The organism is Bradyrhizobium yuanmingense, assembly GCF_900094575.1.
Lineage (GTDB): Bacteria > Pseudomonadota > Alphaproteobacteria > Rhizobiales > Xanthobacteraceae > Bradyrhizobium > Bradyrhizobium yuanmingense.
This window is the reverse complement of the sequence record NZ_FMAE01000028.1, coordinates 1-19265: the sequence shown is the minus strand read 5'-3', so window position 1 is coordinate 19265 and position 19265 is coordinate 1. Positions and strand designations below refer to the sequence as shown.

11 protein-coding genes are annotated in these 19265 nt (G+C 57.2%); 4 read left to right on the top strand and 7 right to left on the bottom strand.

What is annotated here, in order from left to right; genetic code table 11:
- Positions 1-262: IS5/IS1182 family transposase (locus tag GA0061099_RS36370; protein ID WP_074447480.1), on the bottom strand; the 262-nt coding region annotated here is incomplete at its 3' end.
- 970 nt (positions 263-1232) lie between these two features.
- Here GA0061099_RS36370 and GA0061099_RS36365 point away from each other — a divergent pair.
- Together GA0061099_RS36365 and GA0061099_RS36360 are read left to right on the top strand one after the other, a co-directional pair.
- Positions 1233-2456: a GFA family protein gene (locus GA0061099_RS36365; RefSeq protein WP_036031520.1), complete on the top strand. Its 1224-nt coding sequence runs from the start codon at positions 1233-1235 to the stop codon at positions 2454-2456.
- Positions 2441-3118, top strand: coding sequence for a 2OG-Fe(II) oxygenase (locus tag GA0061099_RS36360; RefSeq protein WP_036031523.1), 678 nt, complete (start codon positions 2441-2443; stop codon positions 3116-3118). Before GA0061099_RS36365 ends, GA0061099_RS36360 begins: the two co-directional genes overlap by 16 nt.
- Positions 3119-4179: 1061 nt before the next feature.
- Here GA0061099_RS36360 and GA0061099_RS36355 read toward each other — a convergent pair.
- The 4 genes from GA0061099_RS36355 to trpD all read right to left on the bottom strand — a co-directional run bounded on the left by GA0061099_RS36355 (position 4180) and on the right by trpD (position 8960).
- On the bottom strand, positions 4180-5472 hold the full coding sequence (locus tag GA0061099_RS36355; protein ID WP_225114369.1) for a preATP grasp domain-containing protein: 1293 nt from the start codon (positions 5470-5472) through the stop codon (positions 4180-4182).
- Between the two features lie 1205 nt (positions 5473-6677).
- Complete coding sequence (locus tag GA0061099_RS36345) at positions 6678-7037, bottom strand: hypothetical protein (RefSeq protein WP_225114368.1); 360 nt, start codon at positions 7035-7037, stop codon at positions 6678-6680.
- Positions 7038-7304: 267 nt separating this feature from the next.
- On the bottom strand, positions 7305-7451 hold the full coding sequence (locus GA0061099_RS41660; RefSeq protein WP_157786064.1) for a hypothetical protein: 147 nt from the start codon (positions 7449-7451) through the stop codon (positions 7305-7307).
- Positions 7452-7946: 495 nt separating this feature from the next.
- The gene (gene trpD, locus GA0061099_RS36335; protein ID WP_036031532.1) at positions 7947-8960 is read right to left on the bottom strand and encodes an anthranilate phosphoribosyltransferase; all 1014 of its coding nucleotides are present in this window, start codon (positions 8958-8960) and stop codon (positions 7947-7949) included.
- A 4131-nt stretch (positions 8961-13091) separates the two neighbouring features.
- On the opposite strand from trpD, the gene GA0061099_RS43235 reads away from it, so the two are divergent.
- Together GA0061099_RS43235 and GA0061099_RS36310 are read left to right on the top strand one after the other, a co-directional pair.
- Positions 13092-13499 (top strand): DUF7694 domain-containing protein, encoded by a 408-nt coding sequence (locus GA0061099_RS43235; RefSeq protein ID WP_420886582.1) that lies wholly within the window; start codon positions 13092-13094, stop codon positions 13497-13499.
- A 680-nt stretch (positions 13500-14179) separates the two neighbouring features.
- On the top strand, positions 14180-15010 hold the full coding sequence (locus tag GA0061099_RS36310) for a YopT-type cysteine protease domain-containing protein (protein ID WP_036031544.1): 831 nt from the start codon (positions 14180-14182) through the stop codon (positions 15008-15010).
- 1435 nt (positions 15011-16445) lie between these two features.
- On the opposite strand, the gene GA0061099_RS36305 is transcribed toward GA0061099_RS36310, so the two are convergent.
- Positions 16446-17996 (bottom strand): acyl-CoA dehydrogenase family protein, encoded by a 1551-nt coding sequence (locus GA0061099_RS36305; protein WP_036031548.1) that lies wholly within the window; start codon positions 17994-17996, stop codon positions 16446-16448.
- Positions 17997-18740: 744 nt separating this feature from the next.
- Positions 18741-19265, bottom strand: a 525-nt coding sequence (locus GA0061099_RS36300; RefSeq protein WP_276327057.1) for a TCP-1/cpn60 chaperonin family protein, incomplete at its 5' end; no start/stop codon positions are given.

Below are 19265 nucleotides of genomic sequence, written 5' to 3'. Positions count from 1 at the left end.
CTTTGCCGCAGCGGGCGAGCGCTTCAAAGATCGCCCGCCAATGTCCGCGCTTGGCCCAGCGATTGAAACGATTGTAGATCGTCGTGTACGGACCATAGTCGGGCGGGCAATCGCGCCAGCGTGCGCCGCACTGAAGCATGTGAATGATACCGCTGATGACGCGTCGATCGTCATCGCGCACCGGTCCGGTCTGGTTCGTTGGCAGATGCGGCTCTATCAGAGCCCATTGCTTGTCGTTGAGCCAGAACAGTCCTTTGCGCATCGAAGTCCCCCGCGTGGAATCAACCCGCTGCCAGGGAATCAGAGTTCGCTAATTAGGTACAGACCCTAGCGCTGTCGTCTGCACGCACAAAGCGCTGTCGCTGGCTTCGGAGCGCAAAGTCAACCTATGCGTCGCCTTTGAAGCAATCTCCGCGATTGAGCAGGCCTGTACGCATGTAAGCGGCCGCTGGCTCCTCGCTGTTTGCTTTCTGACAGCGGCCCGCAGCCTCTCAAGTTCGATACACTCGCAAGGAGGAGGCGTCACCACCGTTGAATAAACTTATTCAGATCTTACGGAGCGAATTCAAGAGTTGGCATGATGATTGCTGTGAGCCACTAAGAACTTAGAGGTCGTAATCGCGAACGCGAAGAACGGGCGAGGGTCTCTGTGAGATGCTTTGTGCCGCCAGCAGCGGTATGACACAAGCGAGCAAAGGCCTTAAGAGTATCGGTACAAATTGGAGTCTACAATGCTGTCCCAGGCTGACAGCGGTTCGGCGAAATGGCGGGATCAGCGGCACCTGTTTCTGAGCCGCGCGTCCTCCGCCAAACACCAACCGCGAGGGCTTGATCCATTCGCCCAAGATCGCGAAAGCTGCAAGCGTGCGGAGCGGCCAGGCACGCCACTCGCCCGCGCGACATTAGCCTCAAAATGGCGTGGGCAGCGCAGCATCCATTATGAGTCTCCGCGGGAATGCTGGTCGTTGCGGGCATTGCGGCGTTGCTGGTGGACGGCAATCCGACCGGATTCCCGCCGCTCCAATAATGAACTCATTTCCTTCGTTGCTCATGAGCTGGACTGAGCATGCCGCTGTCTGCCATCGCGAAGGAAAGTACCAAAAGTTCGCCTGGAAGGGTGAACGCAATCATTGGCCCCCTTCGAAGCCGATGAACCCAGGGCGGTTTAATAGTTCGCCCGGACACGAAGTTGCTTCGCCAGGGACCGTTCGCTTCTCATCTGCAGGGGTCACATGACATCTCAAGCGTCTCGATCTGCAGCGGATCAGCCTCCGAAGATATGCTGCGAGTACCTGACCGAGCAAGCGCGGGCCTTGTTCGGCCCGCATCCGTTCGCCTCGCAGATGTCCGAAGACCAGGTAGCCAGTCTGCTGCCCGAATATCTGGCGATGTCACAGGCGTTCCCGTACCTGCAGGCGGGGGCCCAAAGGGACCTCATCTTTGATGCAATGCATCACAATCGGGATATTGCGAGAGACATTGAGCTGACCAGCGTGGTCGCGAACTTTATCTGTTGGGATGAGACCGGTGGCCATGGCCGAATTCTCCAGGGGGGCAAGGCCGCGCTACCGGATATTCTGTTGACAGAAAACTTTCACTCCAACCTGTTGAGAAAAGATGTCTCCCAACTACTCGGCCGAGCAATACTGCCCAACTATAGCTCTAGGACGAAGCAGTACCTGCAGTCTCTCTATGCCGGATTGTCATCGAAAGATTCCGTCGTTCGTTGCGCTTACATGGTCGCTTTTGAGCTACATGCTGCGGACATGATCCAGTCGCTGTGGACCACTCTGGCCCAAATCTTTAACGCGAAGCCGGACGATCTCGAGTATTTTCGCAGCCATGTGGGCGGAGAAGATCCCGCGGAGAAGTACCACGGAGAAATGACAGGTCGGCTGATTGGTGAACTTGTGCAGCCTTACCGTAGTGATCGTTTTTTGAATGAATTCCTCGGAGCCTATCGGCTCAGCGTCCAGTGGTGCCGCGATCTCATCGGAATTGCGGCGCGCACGGGAGATGATCACTCGGAGATCGAACATCATGGCAGTTGCCATTGTGGCTCTATCAAGTTCTACGTCAGAGCGCCGCGAGAGCTCTCTGGAGTTCGTTGCAATTGCTCGATTTGTCAAATGTCTGGGTTTCTCCACTTACTCGTAACTGGCGATAAGCTGCGCATCGAGCACGGTGAAGAATTCCTCACTACATATCAGTTCAACAAGAACATTGCTCGGCACACGTTTTGCCGGCTTTGTGGGGTAAAGCCATTCTATAGGCCGAGGTCGAACCCCTCCGGATTCAGCGTAAATATTCGATGTCTGGATAGAAGGACGGTCGCACGAGTAAGAATAACCGAGTTCGATGGCGAGCATTGGGAGCAAGCATTCGTCTCAACGCACAAGGACCCGGCGTCCTGCTTCGAAGATCAAAGGAGTGAGCTCGAATGGCGCGCGCAATGAGTGATAAATCCCGCCAGCTTTCAGAGGAAATGCTGACAAAGTACCGCATAGAGCTGTTAGTAAAGGGGACGGCCGTTATCGCCCCCCAGATATTGTTCGCTCAAGCCGACTTGACCAAGATCGATCAGCTGCAGGCTGAGATTCCCGAGGAAGAAGTGCGGGAGGGAGATGCCGGCGACTTGCACAGCGTCTTTGTCAAGCGCGTAAGGGTAGATCCACCCGGCCGCGCGCCTAGCAACGTGAGTGGTACAGCTTCAGGGCAGATCATGGAGCTACTTGAAAGTAAAGACCGCAGCTTCGCGCTAAGACAGATCTTCGGAGCATCCTCAGATTACGTGGTTCGCCGATGCCAAGTGCATCGTATGCCGCCCGGGTCCTTTGTGGGCATCCATTTGGATGCGAAGAGTGATCCGGATTTTGAGTACGCCGTGATTGTGCAGCTAGCGAGAGACTTCGAGGGGGGTGAGTTCGTGGTATATCCTACCGCGTACGAACAGCACGTATTCCGACCACCATTTGGCGCCGTGCTTGTCACGACCTGTAAGGTACGGCATGAAGTAAAGCCGGTATCGAGCGGGGAACGCCGATCTCTCGTCTACTTCTGTTCAAAAAGGGCCGGCGCGAACCGCCGGATCATCGAAAGTTCTACCACTCGGCTATGAGGTGGCGCGCCTGATATGATTCTCTGAGAATCGAGTGGCGGGCGAGCTCTCCGGGAAATGTAAACGCTTTCACGTGTTGTGGTCAGTGTTTCTTGTAAGGTCTGCGAGTTCTGGTCGGAAGCCATGGTTAAGATTGGTCCATGTACAGGCCATCACGCGCCATCCGAGCAAAAGTTGCTGGCTAGTCATCGCCATCTTCGTCGCTGGGTGAAACCAGGGAGGCGATTCGGCGCTGCGCGATGGTGTATTCCGGGTAGCGCGGGATTTCGCAGACGGTGTGGCGAGCCTCTGGATGCCCAAGATGTGCCTCTTGTCAAGGTGGTAAGGTCGAGCACACATCAGGCTGGGTCCAAGGAGCGTCCTGCCAAGGGTGATGTGGACGCTCTTCTGAGATTGGGATGATGGCTCGCCTACAACGAGAAGCGGGGCATAGCCGAGCTTCTTTACGACACGGGCAACGATGTAGCAGAGTTAAAAAGGCGGGCGAGCGTGGCGTCCTTGCCGGACTCGGTCGTCTGCGCGCCTCGCGCGCTGCGGGCGGAGGGAGAGCTCAGCTGCCGACAAGTATGCTCTCGCTGTTGGTAGCTTGGATGAGCATCTGCGTAACAACTCCAGCCAGGGATCGCTGCTCAGCTTTCCGATCAGTCGCTCGACAAAGATCTATTCACTATAAGGTCAGCCCTCGTCCTCACCCGAAGATTGGTGCCGCACTCGTGCAATTGCGCAAGTTGCTGGTTGCAAACGCAGCCGCTTGAGCATGATCTCCGCCGAGAGAATGTCGGATTGTTGGACGCAATGCGCTCAGCGGATGCAGCTGCGTAGGACAGCCTGTTGCAGCGATCGATCAGCTGGGTGAGAATAGTTTCCGCGCAAGGTCACGATCATGATCCGACGTTTAGCAAAGGATCGAACCTGGCCTCTCTCCCTGTGCGGCGCTGCAGTGAGTGCAGCCGGCTGCAGCGCCGAACCTATTTTTCTCAGACCGTGCCCTCTTTATCTCGGGCTGAATAGAGCGCTGCTTTGGAGCGGGCCAGTGAATTGAGCGTGTGAAGATGTTCTCGCTAGGAGCTCAAAAGTCGGTGTTGCTGATCGTGGGCCGCGGTCCTGTTGGGCGCAATCACAACGCACTCCACGGTACCAGCCTCCTCGTCGGCGGCAAGCGGGATCACGCCCGCCTTACGTGTGCGGTCGAATAGGAATCCTTCTTTGAAGAAGCGATCATGCGCCGCTTGAAAGGATGGCGATCGCACATTTCTTACAGACAGAACAACGTTGCGGCTGGAATAGTCGAAGCCGAGCAGCCGGATCGCAATGTTGTGTAACACCGATCCGCCACCCCAGCGGCCGTTCGCTTCATTAAACAGCAACCGTCCCTCTTTTGTGAAAATGGCGTCGATGTTGATCATTCCGCGATAGCCCAGGTCTCTCGCTAGTGCCACAAATCGGTAGGCATGCTCCTGGGCAGTCAACCATTGCTCGTTCTCCAGGTCGCTTGGAAGCTCAAGCCCCGTCCAGGTGAGAGCCCGTTCGGACCGATCTGTGCTTTTACGCAGGCGTATGTTTCCACTGTTGATAAAAGCGATTGATGCATCATCCTGGATTTCATACTCGAGATAAAATAAAGATCGGGCCAAGTGGTATGATTCGACGACCAGCGTCTTACACGACGCTGTTGTGATCTCAGAGTAAAGCGCGTCAGGATCAAGCGACGGCCACGAAATCATCCGAGTATCTCTGGCTCCAGGTAGCGGATCGCTTTTGCTGCGGGTCAAGATGACATTTCCGACTCCTCCAGCTCCATTATCCAACTTTACAATGACCCTGCCTGTCTCGGATTTGAAGGCAGTGACCGCTTTGAATAGTCCATTTGGGTCTGTCGCGACACATCCATGAGGGAGCGGAAGTGCGACGCTTGTTGCCAACTGACGGAAGTGGCTCTTGCGATTCAACAGATCAGGCCCGCGCTGCAGAGCGAAGTCGTCCCCGGCCTTCGATATGCCCAGTTGGGCCGCCAAACGTGCGACCCCTTCTGTAAAGTAGCAGGGATGCAATCGCCAGGCGGATTTCTGACGAATATGTCTTTTGAGCCGCTCGACAACAGGCTGGGACAGCAACGTGCAATCATCGAGGATCGTCGATTGGCGGCTCGCAGGTACAACAAGGCGAAGACGCGATGCATCGAAATCGAGCGTCGCGCCAATGAAGGATAGCAGATCCGCCGGGATCGCTACCGGGGAGACGATCAGGTCGCCCTCCTGAGCAAACCACGCTGAACGGTGTGCCGAGCTGGCGGCCAGCGAACGTTGAGCCTTTGTTAGATGGGCGCCCGACATCTGAGGCGTACCGGCATTCATGATTAGGATCCGCGGCATTCGCGTCCTCCGGGCATCTGGACTTGTTCAGGATGGGATGGTCATGGCAAGCATGACAGCCTTGCCACGCCGTTGTAAGGCGCTGAGACAGGGAGAGTTTGCGCCGTCTCGATGTCACCTGCGATGTAGTGGGAGAGAACGGCCCGTCTCAGATCTGCCGATCTCAATTGATAGCTCGGTCGCATGGCTAGAAAGAAGCGCGGGACGTTGGATAGTGCGATGTTCGGAATGCTTCGTGAAATGATTTCGCGCGACACGCTAAAACGGACCGTGACCAAACATGTGCGATCAGCGCGTCTGCCTCGATCTCGCACCCCAGTCGCTTGGTCATATAAGCGACCGGTACTTCTTCCCAGCGCGCATCGGCTCGACCGACCGGCCGCATTCGGCTAGATCTGGATATTACGTATGCACTCGCTCTATTTTCGCTAGGTAGATATTCTCGGCGGAAGTAACCGAGTGCTGATTTGCCGTCGTGAAGCGGAAAAGATCCATCTGCGTCGCAGCATCCAAAGTCCCCTGCGAGTCGGGGCATCTTGATTCGGCCTCCTCTCTGGACACCAAATTGGCTCTCGAAGGCGCGAGCGACCCGCTCGATCAGTCGATTGAGGATGACATAGCTGGGCGTCTTCCGTTCGAAATGGATCGTGGTCTTGTCAGGAGTATACTTGGCGTTTTGCTCGACGAAGGTGGAGAATTCCAACTCGCTATTCATGTGCATCAGGTCCGCACATTGTGTTTGTGCCGACGCGTTTCATCGGAAGCCTGGAGTGCTTGGCGACGCCCCAGTCATATGCTTCTTTTGGCCGGCTCTTAATGGTTGTCATGGGTTGCGAACGATGGTTATTTCTTGAGGGAAATCTGCCGATTGATCACTCACTTCGCTCGGCTCTGCTGCGGTCGTGTGCATCTGTCGGTTGTGATAGGCGCACCACGAAGAGGGTTTCTTGCCGCGCCTTTGATATAGAGGCGCCGCACATATATGCCGCTCTCATATCTCCATCTTTGAAGCCGATGATGCAGCGGCACTGACCTTCAATATGATCAAACACACAGAACCTTCATATGGCCGTCCGGGTCTTTCAACTTGCTGCTCCAGCATGCCATGCAATAACGTCCGATGCCGCGCTGATCACGCGGAGCAAGACGCCGGGTCACTTCGAAAACCTGCGCAGGCCCACCGTCTGTCACACCTTTGCGCGATCGAGACGCCACGTGCGGGAAAGCAGCTTGAAGGTAGCGGGTTCGGCAAACTGATTTTGTGCGCTGCTGCGCCAGAGGAGGGCTTGCGTCAGCTTGAGGAAAGCAGCACCATCTAGGCGCTTCGGATAGAGTTCTACGTCGATCAATTCTGTCGGTATCGGCTCTCTGGCGGGGCGGTACGCGACCGCCACTTCGTCCAGATCCGAAATGCCGCACCATTGAAAGTTACTTGCTACCCTTAGCGCCGCGATTGGAACTTGGTGCAAAGCCCTCTCGACCAATGGGCCATCGGGCATAAGGAGCATGACCAGCGACCGGTCCGCGGATCTGACCAGCTGAGGCATCCGAAGTCCTTCACACCCATGTAGGTAACACCTCAAGAGCTTACGATTTAACGTTACGTCAGATTCAAGCCCCTTTTTGCGGGCCAATGAGAACGTGGTCAAGCTCATGCTGTCCGAAGAGGGCCCCGAGGGCTGGTGTCGCAAGCATTCAGCGCTGCCCTGAGGGGGAAGCCTGTGGCTGAGGCCTTTGAGGAGCGATCCGGCGAATGCGCCGGCGGCGTGTCCAACGCATGACCCCAGTCGCCGAGTTTGGACGAAAATGTAGAGTTAGTCAGGGTGCGTATGCGGGCCATCACCATCGATGGCCAGTCCGCGGCGAGATGAGCGGCGCTGAGCAATCGCCATCGGAATCACCGCTGAACGAGCGAGCAGCTCGAAGCCAAGCTTGGCCGCAAGCGTTTTGAGCGTGCGCATAGAGCGCAACGCCCGCCTGCCAGTGTCTCTCCGTGCGTAAACGGCATCCGGACCTAATGTTCTCTCAGGAGAACACGCCGCTTTGCCTCCAGAAGATGCCCATCCAGCGTCTCGTGCAGCGCACGCCGCAGCTCCGGCGGGATCGAACTATCTGTATCGATCAATTCCCGAAACTTCCGAATTATGTGTTCTATCGTTGCGATAGTTCCAATTGTTTCAATCCTCTGCCAGGCCATCTTCGATCGTCTCCTTTGGCGCGTTGCGCACGCTTGGTCGCGGGTCCTCACCTCAGCAACCGGGGCTCGAACAGCCTTTAATGCACCAAATGTTGGCTGTCGGGCTGAGTGCAGCGCGGAGCTGTTTTGACAAGGACTTGCGCAAGCGGGCGCTCCATGAGAAATCGGCACAATTAACGCGCATTCGCGGCTGCAACAGTTTTCTCGCGCGCAAGCTGCACTATTGGTCGCAAGGATGCGGCATCAACCAGCTCGGCTGTCAGGCGTTTGAAACCGCGATCAAGCGATTCAGTCGAGCGGCTGCAGCGCCCCGATCAAGTGATTCTTGTCCAAGCGCCACGCCTTCCTGTAGGTTCGAGGCCCGCCCGGCCACCACCAGTGCGGCCGCCGCATTCAGAAGGGCGGCATCACGAAAACGACCTGGCAGGCCATCAAGCACTTTTTGTAACGCAAAGGCATGAGCCTCGACATCACTGCACTCCAGCGCATCGGCGCGGTAGCGGGGGAGCCCGGCTTCCTCCGGCGTGACTTCGAACGTGCGGACTGTACCCGCCTCGACCGCAGCAACAAAGCTTGTGTCGGTGAGGGATAATTCATCGAGCCCGTCCGAGCCATGAACAACCCATACCGAGTCGGCACCAAGGTTCTTCAAGACTTGCGCCAGAGGCTGCACCCATTCGGGAGTGAACACTCCAAGGATCTGCCGCTTGACCCTGGCTGGATTCGACAGAGCCTCGATTAGATTGAACATCGTGTGGGTTCCTAGTACGCTCCGGATCTGCCTGATGCGCTGCATCGCCGGATAGTCGGGTGACGCAAAAATGAAGCCAATGTCTGCTTCGTGCACACAACGTGCAATTCCCTCAGGCTTGAGATCGACCTTTACGCCGAGGCGCGCCAACACGTCTGCGGTGCTTGAGCGCAAAGATGCCGCGCGGTTGACATTCTTGGCGACGGGAACGCCGACCCCGGCGACGATGAACGAAGCGCACGTCGAAACGTTGAGCGAACACATAACGGTATCGCTCGTGCCAGCGATATCGATGGGGTCACATCGCGTCTCGACGGTGGGCATTATGTTTCGCATTGCGGATGCGGCGCCCGTGACTTCTTCGATCGTCTCCCCGCGCACCCTCATCCCAATCAACAAGCCACCGATTTGCGAGGGAGTTGCGTCGCCGGACATCATGCTGTCGAACGCTAACGCGGCCTCCTCGCGGGTCAGAGTGGCACCGGTGGCAACTTTGCCGATGATCGATTTAAGCGGTTCCATCGAACTTTACACGTTCCTTATCCAATCTAGGGTCCGTCCGTCCAGCCAGGCGTCTTCGCAACCGGGCGCCCTGATGCAGCTGCCGGTCTATCCGCAGTCGCTATGCCGCACGAGTCCTTGAGGCGGGCCGTCGGATGAACGTGGCACCCGTGGCGACGCTACAACCTGACGCTACGTCAGGGTCAAGCTCTCTCCATTCGATGGCGCCCTCGAGAGGACATCGGCGGCTAGTCAGAGCACTGAGTTGCTTGATGCGAGGATAACAGCTCTGTCTCGCGCCCGCTTGCCGTCGATGTTCCGGCCGGATCACAAGGCCTCGCTTTCCGGTGCCGCCGTGGCGGAGCCGCAGAGCGGCTTCCGCACGTGCTATGAATATATCGATGCCAATTCCAGGCTGAGCTTAGCTGGCTCTACGAAATGACCCCACCTCACTATAATGAACCTGCGCATGAAAGCCTCCAAGGAGCGATGGACGCGTCCGTTGACCGGCCCCGCATGAGCTGGTGAGCCGTTGGGCGAACCCTCGTGTGACGTGCTGCACGTCAAGCTGGGACGACTTCTGGAGAGGAGTCGGGCGGACAGCTCGCAGCATCTTCACCTCGATCCGCTGCTCTTATTGCCGATGTCCCGCCCGGAGATCACGTAGCGACATTGCTGACTGAGACGATCTTGCTTGGATCTGAGGCAGGCAGTAATAGCGGTACGATCTGGTATGTGACTGCTACAAAGGCGAAACACGTCTCCCATGCAGGCCTCTTTCTCCTCTGCGGTCGGCGTTCGATCAAGCGCGTTGACCGGCGCAAGCATTGCAGTTGCCATTGCCACGCCTAGGGCGATATCGCGGTAGTAGAGCCTGAGGCGCGGAGCCGGCCGAATTTGTTGTTTTTGAACCATGACATTTCTTCAGTTCGGTGGAGCTGATTATTGTTCTTGCTGCCCGGAACGCATCACCTGCAAACCGGGAAACAGGCGGATCTGCTTAGCTCTCTGCAAGCTCGTTGTTCTACTTTTGCCGTTCTCACTGTACGGAGTTCGTCATTTGTCCAGGAGGACAGGAACGACACCTTGCATACCGGCAGAGCCTTACGAAAGAGGGGAGTTACTAGCAGCTGCGCCGACGCACCAGATGAAGGTCTTGGAGTTGCTGTGATTGTGCAGCCAGTGCATGCCTCGCTGCCTCGAGGATTGCTTGAGTCTGCTTGACATGACCTGAGGTACTATGGTCAGCCTAATCGCCGGCCGGTGAGTGACGGCGGACTCGCCACGATGCCGGCTCGACGCGGCCCTGGCCAACTCTGGCGAAGCATACAGATTAGGGAGGCCAGATGTGCTTCTCTCGTTGTTGATGATGCATTCGGCCTGCCAAGAGCGACCATGATAGCGCGCTGAGGCAATGTTTGGTGTCATCGCGCTTCTGCTCCACTTTATGTGAAGAGGTGGGGGGGATCTGTGAGGTAGGTTTCGTCTTGCGTCGGGTCAGCCGAGTCTGAGTTGATCGGAGTCGACCGCGCAGACCTCCTAACGCGCGATTACGTCCAGCAGAAAGAGGAATAGCATTCGATGAATCGCGGGCAGGCTCGCATCTGGATGATGTTAGGCTCTCTATTCGGTCGTCCCGGGCGATTGTAGATGTTTGAGGCATTCCCAATGCTCGTGAACTGTCAAGACTCGACTGATTGTCAGAGGTGATTCAAACCTGTCCAGAACCCTACAATCTAACGCTGCGTGCGATTCAAGTCTTTTGGTGGGAGCAATGGTCTGAAGCTGTCGGTGACTGTGCATTCTTCGTACGAGCATCGTCTGCAATGCGCATTCAGCCGTTTCTGAATGGTTGTCAAAAGGTATCCTGAAGAATGGGGACCGCAAGTTATCTTCGTCATGTCCATTTCTCCATTCTCAAATCAGCGTCCCATGAAGCGGCTGATGCGCATCGCCAGCTGTGGACTGGGGACTGACTGCTTCGGCAGCCGGAGCCACGAGCGTCGCTCCTACGTGTTTATACGGAGCGTCAGTGTCGCAATTCGTTGATCTACGGATTGCATGCTCTCGGCATGAATCCGAAAAGTAAACTGTACCAGCCCGATCACTGGCGAGGCCGCGCGGAAGCAACGCGAAAGAAAGCGGCAGCGCTCATCGACGGAAAAGCCAAAGACAGGCTGCTTAAGATTGCCTTGGAGTACGACAAGTTAGCGTGGCGTGCACACGTGTGGCAGATGCGCAAGAATGAGGACGATACGTAGCCTGAGCAAGAGCTGTAAAGCGTCGCTACGGTCCATAAGGCCTCAGCGTGTCGATCTCTACCCGACCCATTGGCTAGGTAGATATCGCTCAGCAAGCAAGTCAATGCCGCCTGTACGGAGCGTTGAGAGAGCCAGAAGGCAAGACGCCTGACGTCCTATGCCACACGCACGGGGCCCGAGCCAGCCGCCTGCCCAACGTTCCCTTAGGTCACCTTGTTTCGTCAGCTTCTCGAAAGCTAACTTTCACATAAGGGGAATACGGGCACTAGTCCTCACTTGCAGTCGATCCGTCGCGCCTCACTTGGAAGCCCAGATGCCACTCGCCGCGGACGGGTTGAGCTGCTACAGGTCAATTTGGCACTTCGTCGCGCGGCAGCGGCACATCAGTGTCGCTAATTCGAGGCATCTGGGTCATGCGTCGACATTTCCTTTGCGCCGCCGGAGCAGCGCATTGTATGTCCCGGTAGGAGCGCGAAGCGCCTTGGCATCAGTTTGTTCGCAGCCGTGGCGGCCCGCGGTTGCGAGAGGCGCCAGAAGTCCATCGCGCGGTTGCTATGCACGAGAGTGTTTCAGAAGAACGCTGCGATGACGAAGTAGATCCCGGCCCAAAGCAGCGCATTTATGAGGAGTGCGGCCAGAGGCCACAAGTTCCACCTTTTCTGGGCTCGCCGGGAGGGACGATCGGCGCCGAAATGCTTGATCGTTGGGCGCTTTGTTGCGCGCCAATGAGTCATTTCATTACGCTGGGCGCCGGTGAACAGAAAAATGCCAAGCTTTGCATGACTCCTATCACTCATAAGTTAGCAGTCCTCTTTTCATGGGGCATCAGAACCGATGTTCGTTGCGGCGACGATTCGGCCGATTCATTGCTCGTGCATCCTCGCTACAGCGAGGTCGCGTTCTGTCAGCACAGCAAGCGACATGCCACGAGGTAGAACTGTCTGCAGCGCGTTTGATGCGGTGGGTTGGTGACACGGAGCCGTTGCGCGGCGTCTGAGTCGCGACATTCATGTCGGAAACAACACCCGGATTAGCGGCAAAGGGTGAGCGGTTCGCGAGCGCCATGCCGTAGACAACGCGTTAGGAGCTGCATCTTAGTGATGCGGAAAATCGGGCGACATTCGCAGTTGCGGTCGATGAGATCGACTAATCATTGTTTCTGACCGTTAGCTTACGACCAAGATAGCAGGCGATCCGCCGGATGGTTCATTTGGAAGAACGGAGCATGCGGGCGTCCCCGGCTATGTGTATGCCGATTTGGAAGCCATAAAGCTGAACCATTTTCACATAAATGGCGCATTGGGCCTGTTCAGCCTTGGCGAGGAGGCCGGCGAGTGATCAAGTACTCTCTCGCGCGAAGCAGCAATGTAAGTCCGATCTATCTGGTGCCACTACTGGTTTCGCGAGCATCATGAGATCTAGATGTCGTCGCCAACACGGGAGCGTGCCATGATGAGGCAATTCATTGAAGACGAGGTGACGCGTCAGAGTCGCCGATTTCGTCCGCTCATGCGGGATGTGCGCTCTGCCGGCGATGAGCAGTGAATACTGCCTGGCCATCGATGATAAACTGTTTCGCCTCGGAGAGACTTAATGACGGACTTACATAAGTAGCGGCAGGTGCAATCGGCGGCTCGAGTCGCCCGACGCGCACATAGTGGTACCGCTCATGCTCAGGCAACCGGCGGCCCGAGGGCGCAATACGTCTTAGAGCAATAACCAGAGGAGAGTGAGTGATGATACACATCTACGGCTTTCGCGGATGGCGCGCTGTAGAGTGGTTTAGGAACGCTGGGCCGAGGACCGAGCAGGTTAACTTGTTACGAGACAACGTCATCTACGTAGACTTCAGGGCTATCGGAGAGGCAAAGGAGCGGGCGTGCGAGCGCAGATGATAGACAAGCTGGAGGCCGGCCGCGTGCAACACGGCCGGTTCGCTACCGCTCCAGGTTCAGGCCCTTGCGGTCTATTCCTTGTGCAGGGGCCTTGTGGGTGTGAACTCAAGATAAGTGCGTTTGTCCGTCCTGGCTGGGAGCACGTCGCTGTTTCGACCCCGCGGCGCTGTCCGAACTGGGACGAGATGTGCTTTGTGAAAGACCTGTTCTGGGATGAAGAAGAGTGCGTCATGCAACTGCATCCGCCACATTCGAGGTACGTGAATAACAGCCGATATTGCCTTCACTTGTGGAGACCCACTTATCGAGACATTCCGATGCCGTCCCCGAGCTTCGTAGGCGTCGTTGGATTAAGTCCCTCAGATGCGGCAACGTTGTTCGCGCGAATGAGCGCGACAGCATGACCGGCTGAGTTAATAACATTCGAGCAGGAGGTGAGGTCGAGCGGGTGCGCAAGCACCGGTTCGGCTTTCCGAAATGACGTGTCACATGCGGGTGTATGTCGGGCTCGCTCGACTGTTGCAGTGTTCAGGCGGGCTGAACCTGAAATGCCGCCGTCAAACTCGAGCAGCTAACGGCTCACTGATTCGGGGAGAGAAATGTCTGCGCCACTTGTTGTAGAGTGAACAAGATCGTAACTTGTGGTTCCGGGTTTCGATCTGTGCTGAAGGTTCGTCAGCGGCAACAACAGCATCTCACTGGCCGATGGCGATCACGGGGACGCGAATTGCTCACTCTTGGAGGCGAAGTTGTGCCGACCGAGCAGCGCAACACGATAAAGGTGAGATCGACCACCAAACCGACGGTCGCGCTGTCGAGCGTAGCCATCATATGACTGCATCTGCAATTCCAAGCGCGCCCTCCGTCAGTGTGCAAGAGTAACTAGCCGTTCGGCCACTGCCTCACACCTGCAGCCCCGTTCGTGAGTGGCACTGTCGTGCAACCAATTGGCCGTCGCGGCGGTAGTTGCCCCAGGCGTGTTTGGTGGTCAGCTCTTCGTCAGTTTGCTGCGATATCATCCGCAGCAAGATGTAAGCAGCGCGCCCTCTGAGGACGCGTGCGCCGAAGAAGCAGGTGAACCAGCATGTATAATCGACTCGATAGCCAATACACACGCGCTGATCAAGCCGACGGATCGATCAGGCCCGCAGACAGTAGCGAATTTGCGCAAACACTCACAGAAGTCGCGCGACGGGAGAGCCTGCCGTCCGGCGAATTGATCGACAGGATGGGGCTCTGCTTCAGCAAGCCGCATACCTCAGATTCAATCGTTTATAGTCCAAGCAACTCGCGCCACAGCTCCTCTCTGTCCTCCAGCTCGGAGTTATCTGCCGATAGCCCTGTCCGCGCTCTATTCGATTACAGGACTGCTGAATTGCCCGAAGCCAATGTCAACGGAATCTGTGTTGGATTGGTAGCGGAGTGGCTCCTTAATCTCCCAAGCAGCCCTTCATCCCGAATGAGGGCTCTGCTCCCGGACACTGAAAAGCATCGCTCCGCGGCAAGGCGGCAGGAACAGTACGAAGAGCTCAAGGCTCAATTGAAAAACGATGGGGCGGAAGGGTCTCACAATCTCCTGGCAAAAAGTACAACCTTACGCGACGCTGGCCTAGAGCCGTCGGCTGAAGAGACGCGATATAGGTTTGATACATCTTCGTGCATTGACCAGATCGTGAAGGAGCTCACCGAGGATGCGTCCATGTATTTGGTCAGCTTGCGTTTCGCCGCAGGCGGCGCCCACATGATTGCGACAGTGACGTCGAATGGAACGACGACCCTCTTTGATCCTAACTACGGCGAATTTTCTGTTCCGTCAGATGAGGTCGGAGAGGTATTCAAGAGTCTTGCGGAGCGCTACAGGAGCCCCCCGAACAAAATGTACATATCGACTGTCGTCACACAAAGGGTGACGTGAGGACTTCCTAGGTTGCAACGGACCTTGCCCGATGCCCCCGCACGGAACCTCATCGGTCGGTGCGGGACAGCCGCGTCGTCTAGATGGTGCACTGGAAGCGGTTCTTCGGAGTTGGATCGGTGCTCTCGACGGAAGCTCTCTGGAAGTAGTGGAGACAGGGGAGAATGTTCAGGCGATATAGGTCGTCCGATCACTCCGGTTCGTGAGCCCGCGCCCTCGCCGCCTCAAGGCCTAAATGGCCAGCGCTTGCACTCGAGCAGGATCGATGGCCCGTAAGGCTAACTTCCTCGTGTGGGTTCCGATGCCCGACCCCCAATCGCGCTCAGGGCTAAGGTCGGTGACCAGGCATCCACAGAGCCGGCACAAGCTGTAGTTCGACTGCTTCGGAATCCTCGCCGGCCCTTTCTGTACTAATTCGCCAACCAAATGGCTGCAGCCGACGACAACTGCATGCAGTCCCACCGGCGCCCAAACCGAGTCCTCACTCGCCACGAGCTCCGCAACAATCCGCGCCTCGTCATCGTCGCTGCACTTCCCCTAATGTCCGGCTTTGGTGAAAACCTCAGCCATGATCTAGCTCAGTGACAACACTATGCATTGCGTCGTTCCAAGCCTCACGATCGAGAGTTTCCGCCGAGCTGGACTACAAAGCGTTGAGAAGTTACTTGCCGAATAACGAGGTGAGATCCTTCTCCTCGACGGAGCGAGCGCATGCGGGCATTGAGCTTGATCTGGAAGACCGCCGTGGATCTGATCTCGGTCTCACGTCGGAAGCAGCGCGGGCGCGACTTGGTGCTGGTCGGACTGGATGTATCAGATGTTCTCTCTGCCACGCCCGCACCACTGGTTGAAGTTAGCAGAAACGTGACTCGGCGCCAAATCCCCACGCATACTCGGGGCAAGCGCTGTCCCTACCACGTGCTGCTAACTTCAACATCGATGTAGATGGGCGAGCTTTCCGAAACCTGACGAACCCGACCCCATGCATCAAGCGAAAGTGGCCTGTGCGGGGAGGCCCTCCCGTCTTGAGCCCCGCCACCGGCCTAGCGGAAGTTTGACTTAAAAGTATCGTTGAGTACAGACGCAAGCTCTTCCTTTAAGAGGTCGTGAAAACTCGCATATGGCATGTGCCAGCGAGAAGGTGGCAGCAGGACGCTTAAAACACACCACGCCTATCGATGTTTGCAGCGCGGGGCGAATCGAGGCGGCCCACCATTGTCGAGCGCCAGCCCCGATTGGGGAGCGGTATCGGGTGCTCTTTAACGCGAAAGCCTTCGCTGCCGCGGCGTGCCGCCAGGAATGAGATGGTTAGGCCTTTCACAGCAGCGCGTGCCGCATGTAGACGTGAGAGTTTTTCACGGACCTTTCCGCTTGCGGAAGTTGCGCGTCGCGCGCGGCACCACCGCGTGGAAGGACGTCGGACATGCGGGAGATGTCAGACATACTGCACCAATTTAAGGTGGTCGTCTGTGAAGACAGGGGAGCGAATAGAGCAAGCCGCGTCGTGAAGAAAGGTGGCGAGTGTCCGATTAGCCCGACTGCGAGTTTCGACAGATTGTCGTGCCGGCATGCGAGTGCGGAGAGATGCCAGTTCAGAACTGACCAGGTCAGCCGCCGCCGCGGCGCAATCTGAGGCTGAGAAGCAATCAGCAGACATGACAGCTTTTGCCAGCCCTAATGTGGTGAGCCAACCCGCATAGATCAGCACGGCACCGTCAGTCTCATTCAGCCCGGAGAGCTCGTCAATTGCAGCAGCATGGACTGATGCCGCCCCAATCGACCGAAACAGATCGGCTATTTCGTCGCGCGTGGCTTTAGAGAGAAGGCAACGGCCGAGATGCGATAGGAGCGCCTCAGTCGGACCTTCGAAGATGCGGAGGATGCGAGCGTCTCGGTAGATTTTGGCCAAAGGCGTTCCCTCATCGTAGCCGCGGCCGCCTAACAGCTGGACGCATTGATCGGCGACAAGGCCGCACCACTCTGAGGACAAAACCTTCGTCGCCGACGCGAGGTGGACGTTCGGCGCACCGTGCGCTGAAACAAGTCGGCAGGATGCTGCTAGCATCGCCTTCACTACTTCCCGCCGCAGCACCATCTGTCCAAATAGCTGCTCAATGTAACTGTTTTCGATCATGCGCAGTTTACCAAGCCGACGCTGGCTTGCATAAGAGGCGGCTACCTGGATAGCGCGCTCAAGGGCTCCAAGACCCATAGCAGCCACACCGATGCGGCCGCGGTTCATACTAGATGCCGCCGCACCCCAGCCGTCTTGATGGCGAGAGAGCACGTAAGAACGGGGCATCTCGACGTCCTGGAACTCCAGGGTATTCTGAATGATGCCACGTAGGCCGAGTGTACGATGCTCGTGCGTGACCTTTAGGCCTGGAGCCTGTCTGTCAACGAGTACACCAACCAGCCGACCTTTCGCATCGGGTCCCGACGCGCGCGCAAAGCAAACGATCCAGCGAGCCCAGTCAGCAAGGCCGATCCAGATTTTGCGGCCAGAGATACGCACTTTATCTTCGTGCATGAAAGCCGCAGCCTTTATATGTCTCGGGGCAGAACCAGCTCCAGGCTCCGTCAAAGCGAAAGCGCAGAGATCGCCGCTTGTTGCACCCCGAATGATACGGGCTTGTGCGGGTATGTGCCGTGCCGTTTCGATGCAGGGCAAAGCTAGGAAGTTATGGATAACAAGGGTCGACGCAGCGGAGACATCGAACGATGCCGTGGCGGAGATGAGGTCGATGGCCTCTTGCAAAGAGAGAGCTAATCCGCCGTGCTCTCCTGGTGCGGTGAGCCCGAACAGTCCATGCCTTGCCAAGATGCTGTGTAGGGTCGGAGGGAAGGCTCGGCGGTCATCCGCGTCTGCGAAATTCAGCTGACTGAGCTCAGCGATGAAACTGGAGTATCGTGCAGTTGCATGCTCTTCAGCGAAGCGTTCATGCGTTTCCCCGAATTGAGCGTAAACTTGGGTGTACATGGCCATAAGGCCACAATAATCCCGACCGCGTTTCGTGCCAATTCATCCGAGAGGCGACCTTGGCCAGACATTGGTATAGTGTGGATGCAGGCGCAGTATAGGCACGTTGCCGGTGGCCGGAGTGTCTTGCGGCCGCCCCGCCGGCGAGCTCTTTTGCAAAGCACCCGGTCATTTCCCATCGGATATCCTGTAGATTGGACGCAAAGCGAGCCTTGCGGCTTTAGTGTGCGATCATTCTAAACCATGTCCTGCCCCGAGCTCCGCAGCAGGGGAGTTGAGGGGATCCCGTCCGCGAGGACCAAATGAGGCGCAGAATAATCATCGCACTTCCCGCAAAATACCGTTTTGATTTTTGAGAATGTACTCCGAGTTCAAACAAGCCCTTAGGCCACAAGATGTAAGTGCGAAACGTCACGAAAGGCATTTCGTCGCTTTCCAGTTACGCGACAGGAAAAGAAGGTGGGCAAGGAGGTCGAAAGCGGGCGGGCGGCGCCGGGGCTACCGCACGCCAAGGGTTCGAACATTTGGATGAGCAGAGGCAGCTTCGTGAGTCAAAATGCCGGCTCCATCGTCGTACCGGACGCGGTACTGTCGTCACGAAGCACATGAAATTTGAGTCGGGGTCCTGCCGCGGCGCACATTGGATAGGCCGATGGGCCGGATCTTCGGGGGGCTACCGGCCGCTCCATGCAAAAAACCCTGACATTATTGCCAGGGTTTCGCATGTCATCGAGAACTTGAGAAGGTGGATCAGAAGTCCATGCCGCCCATGCCGCCGCCAGGAGGCATCGCGGGGCCAGCGCCGCCCTTCTTCGGCAGCTCGGCAACCATCGCTTCCGTTGTGATCAATAGCCCGGCCACCGAGGAGGCGTTCTGGACCGCGATGCGCACGACCTTGGCCGGGTCAATGATGCCTTTGGAGAGGAGGTTGCTGTACTCGCCTGTCTGCGCATCGAAGCCAAAAGAGTACTGCTCGTTATCGAGCACCTTGCCGACCACGATCGAACCGTCTTCGCCGGCATTGATCGCGATCTGGCGGGCCGGCCAGGACAGTGCTTTGCGCACGATCTCGACGCCGGTCTTCTGGTCGTCGTTCTTGGTGCGCAGGCCCTTGAGCTGCTCGGAGGCACGGAGCAGGGCGACGCCGCCGCCCGGAACGATGCCTTCTTCCACGGCCGCGCGGGTCGCATGCATCGCGTCATCAACGCGATCCTTGCGCTCCTTCACCTCGACCTCGGTCGCGCCGCCGACGCGGATCACCGCGACGCCGCCCGC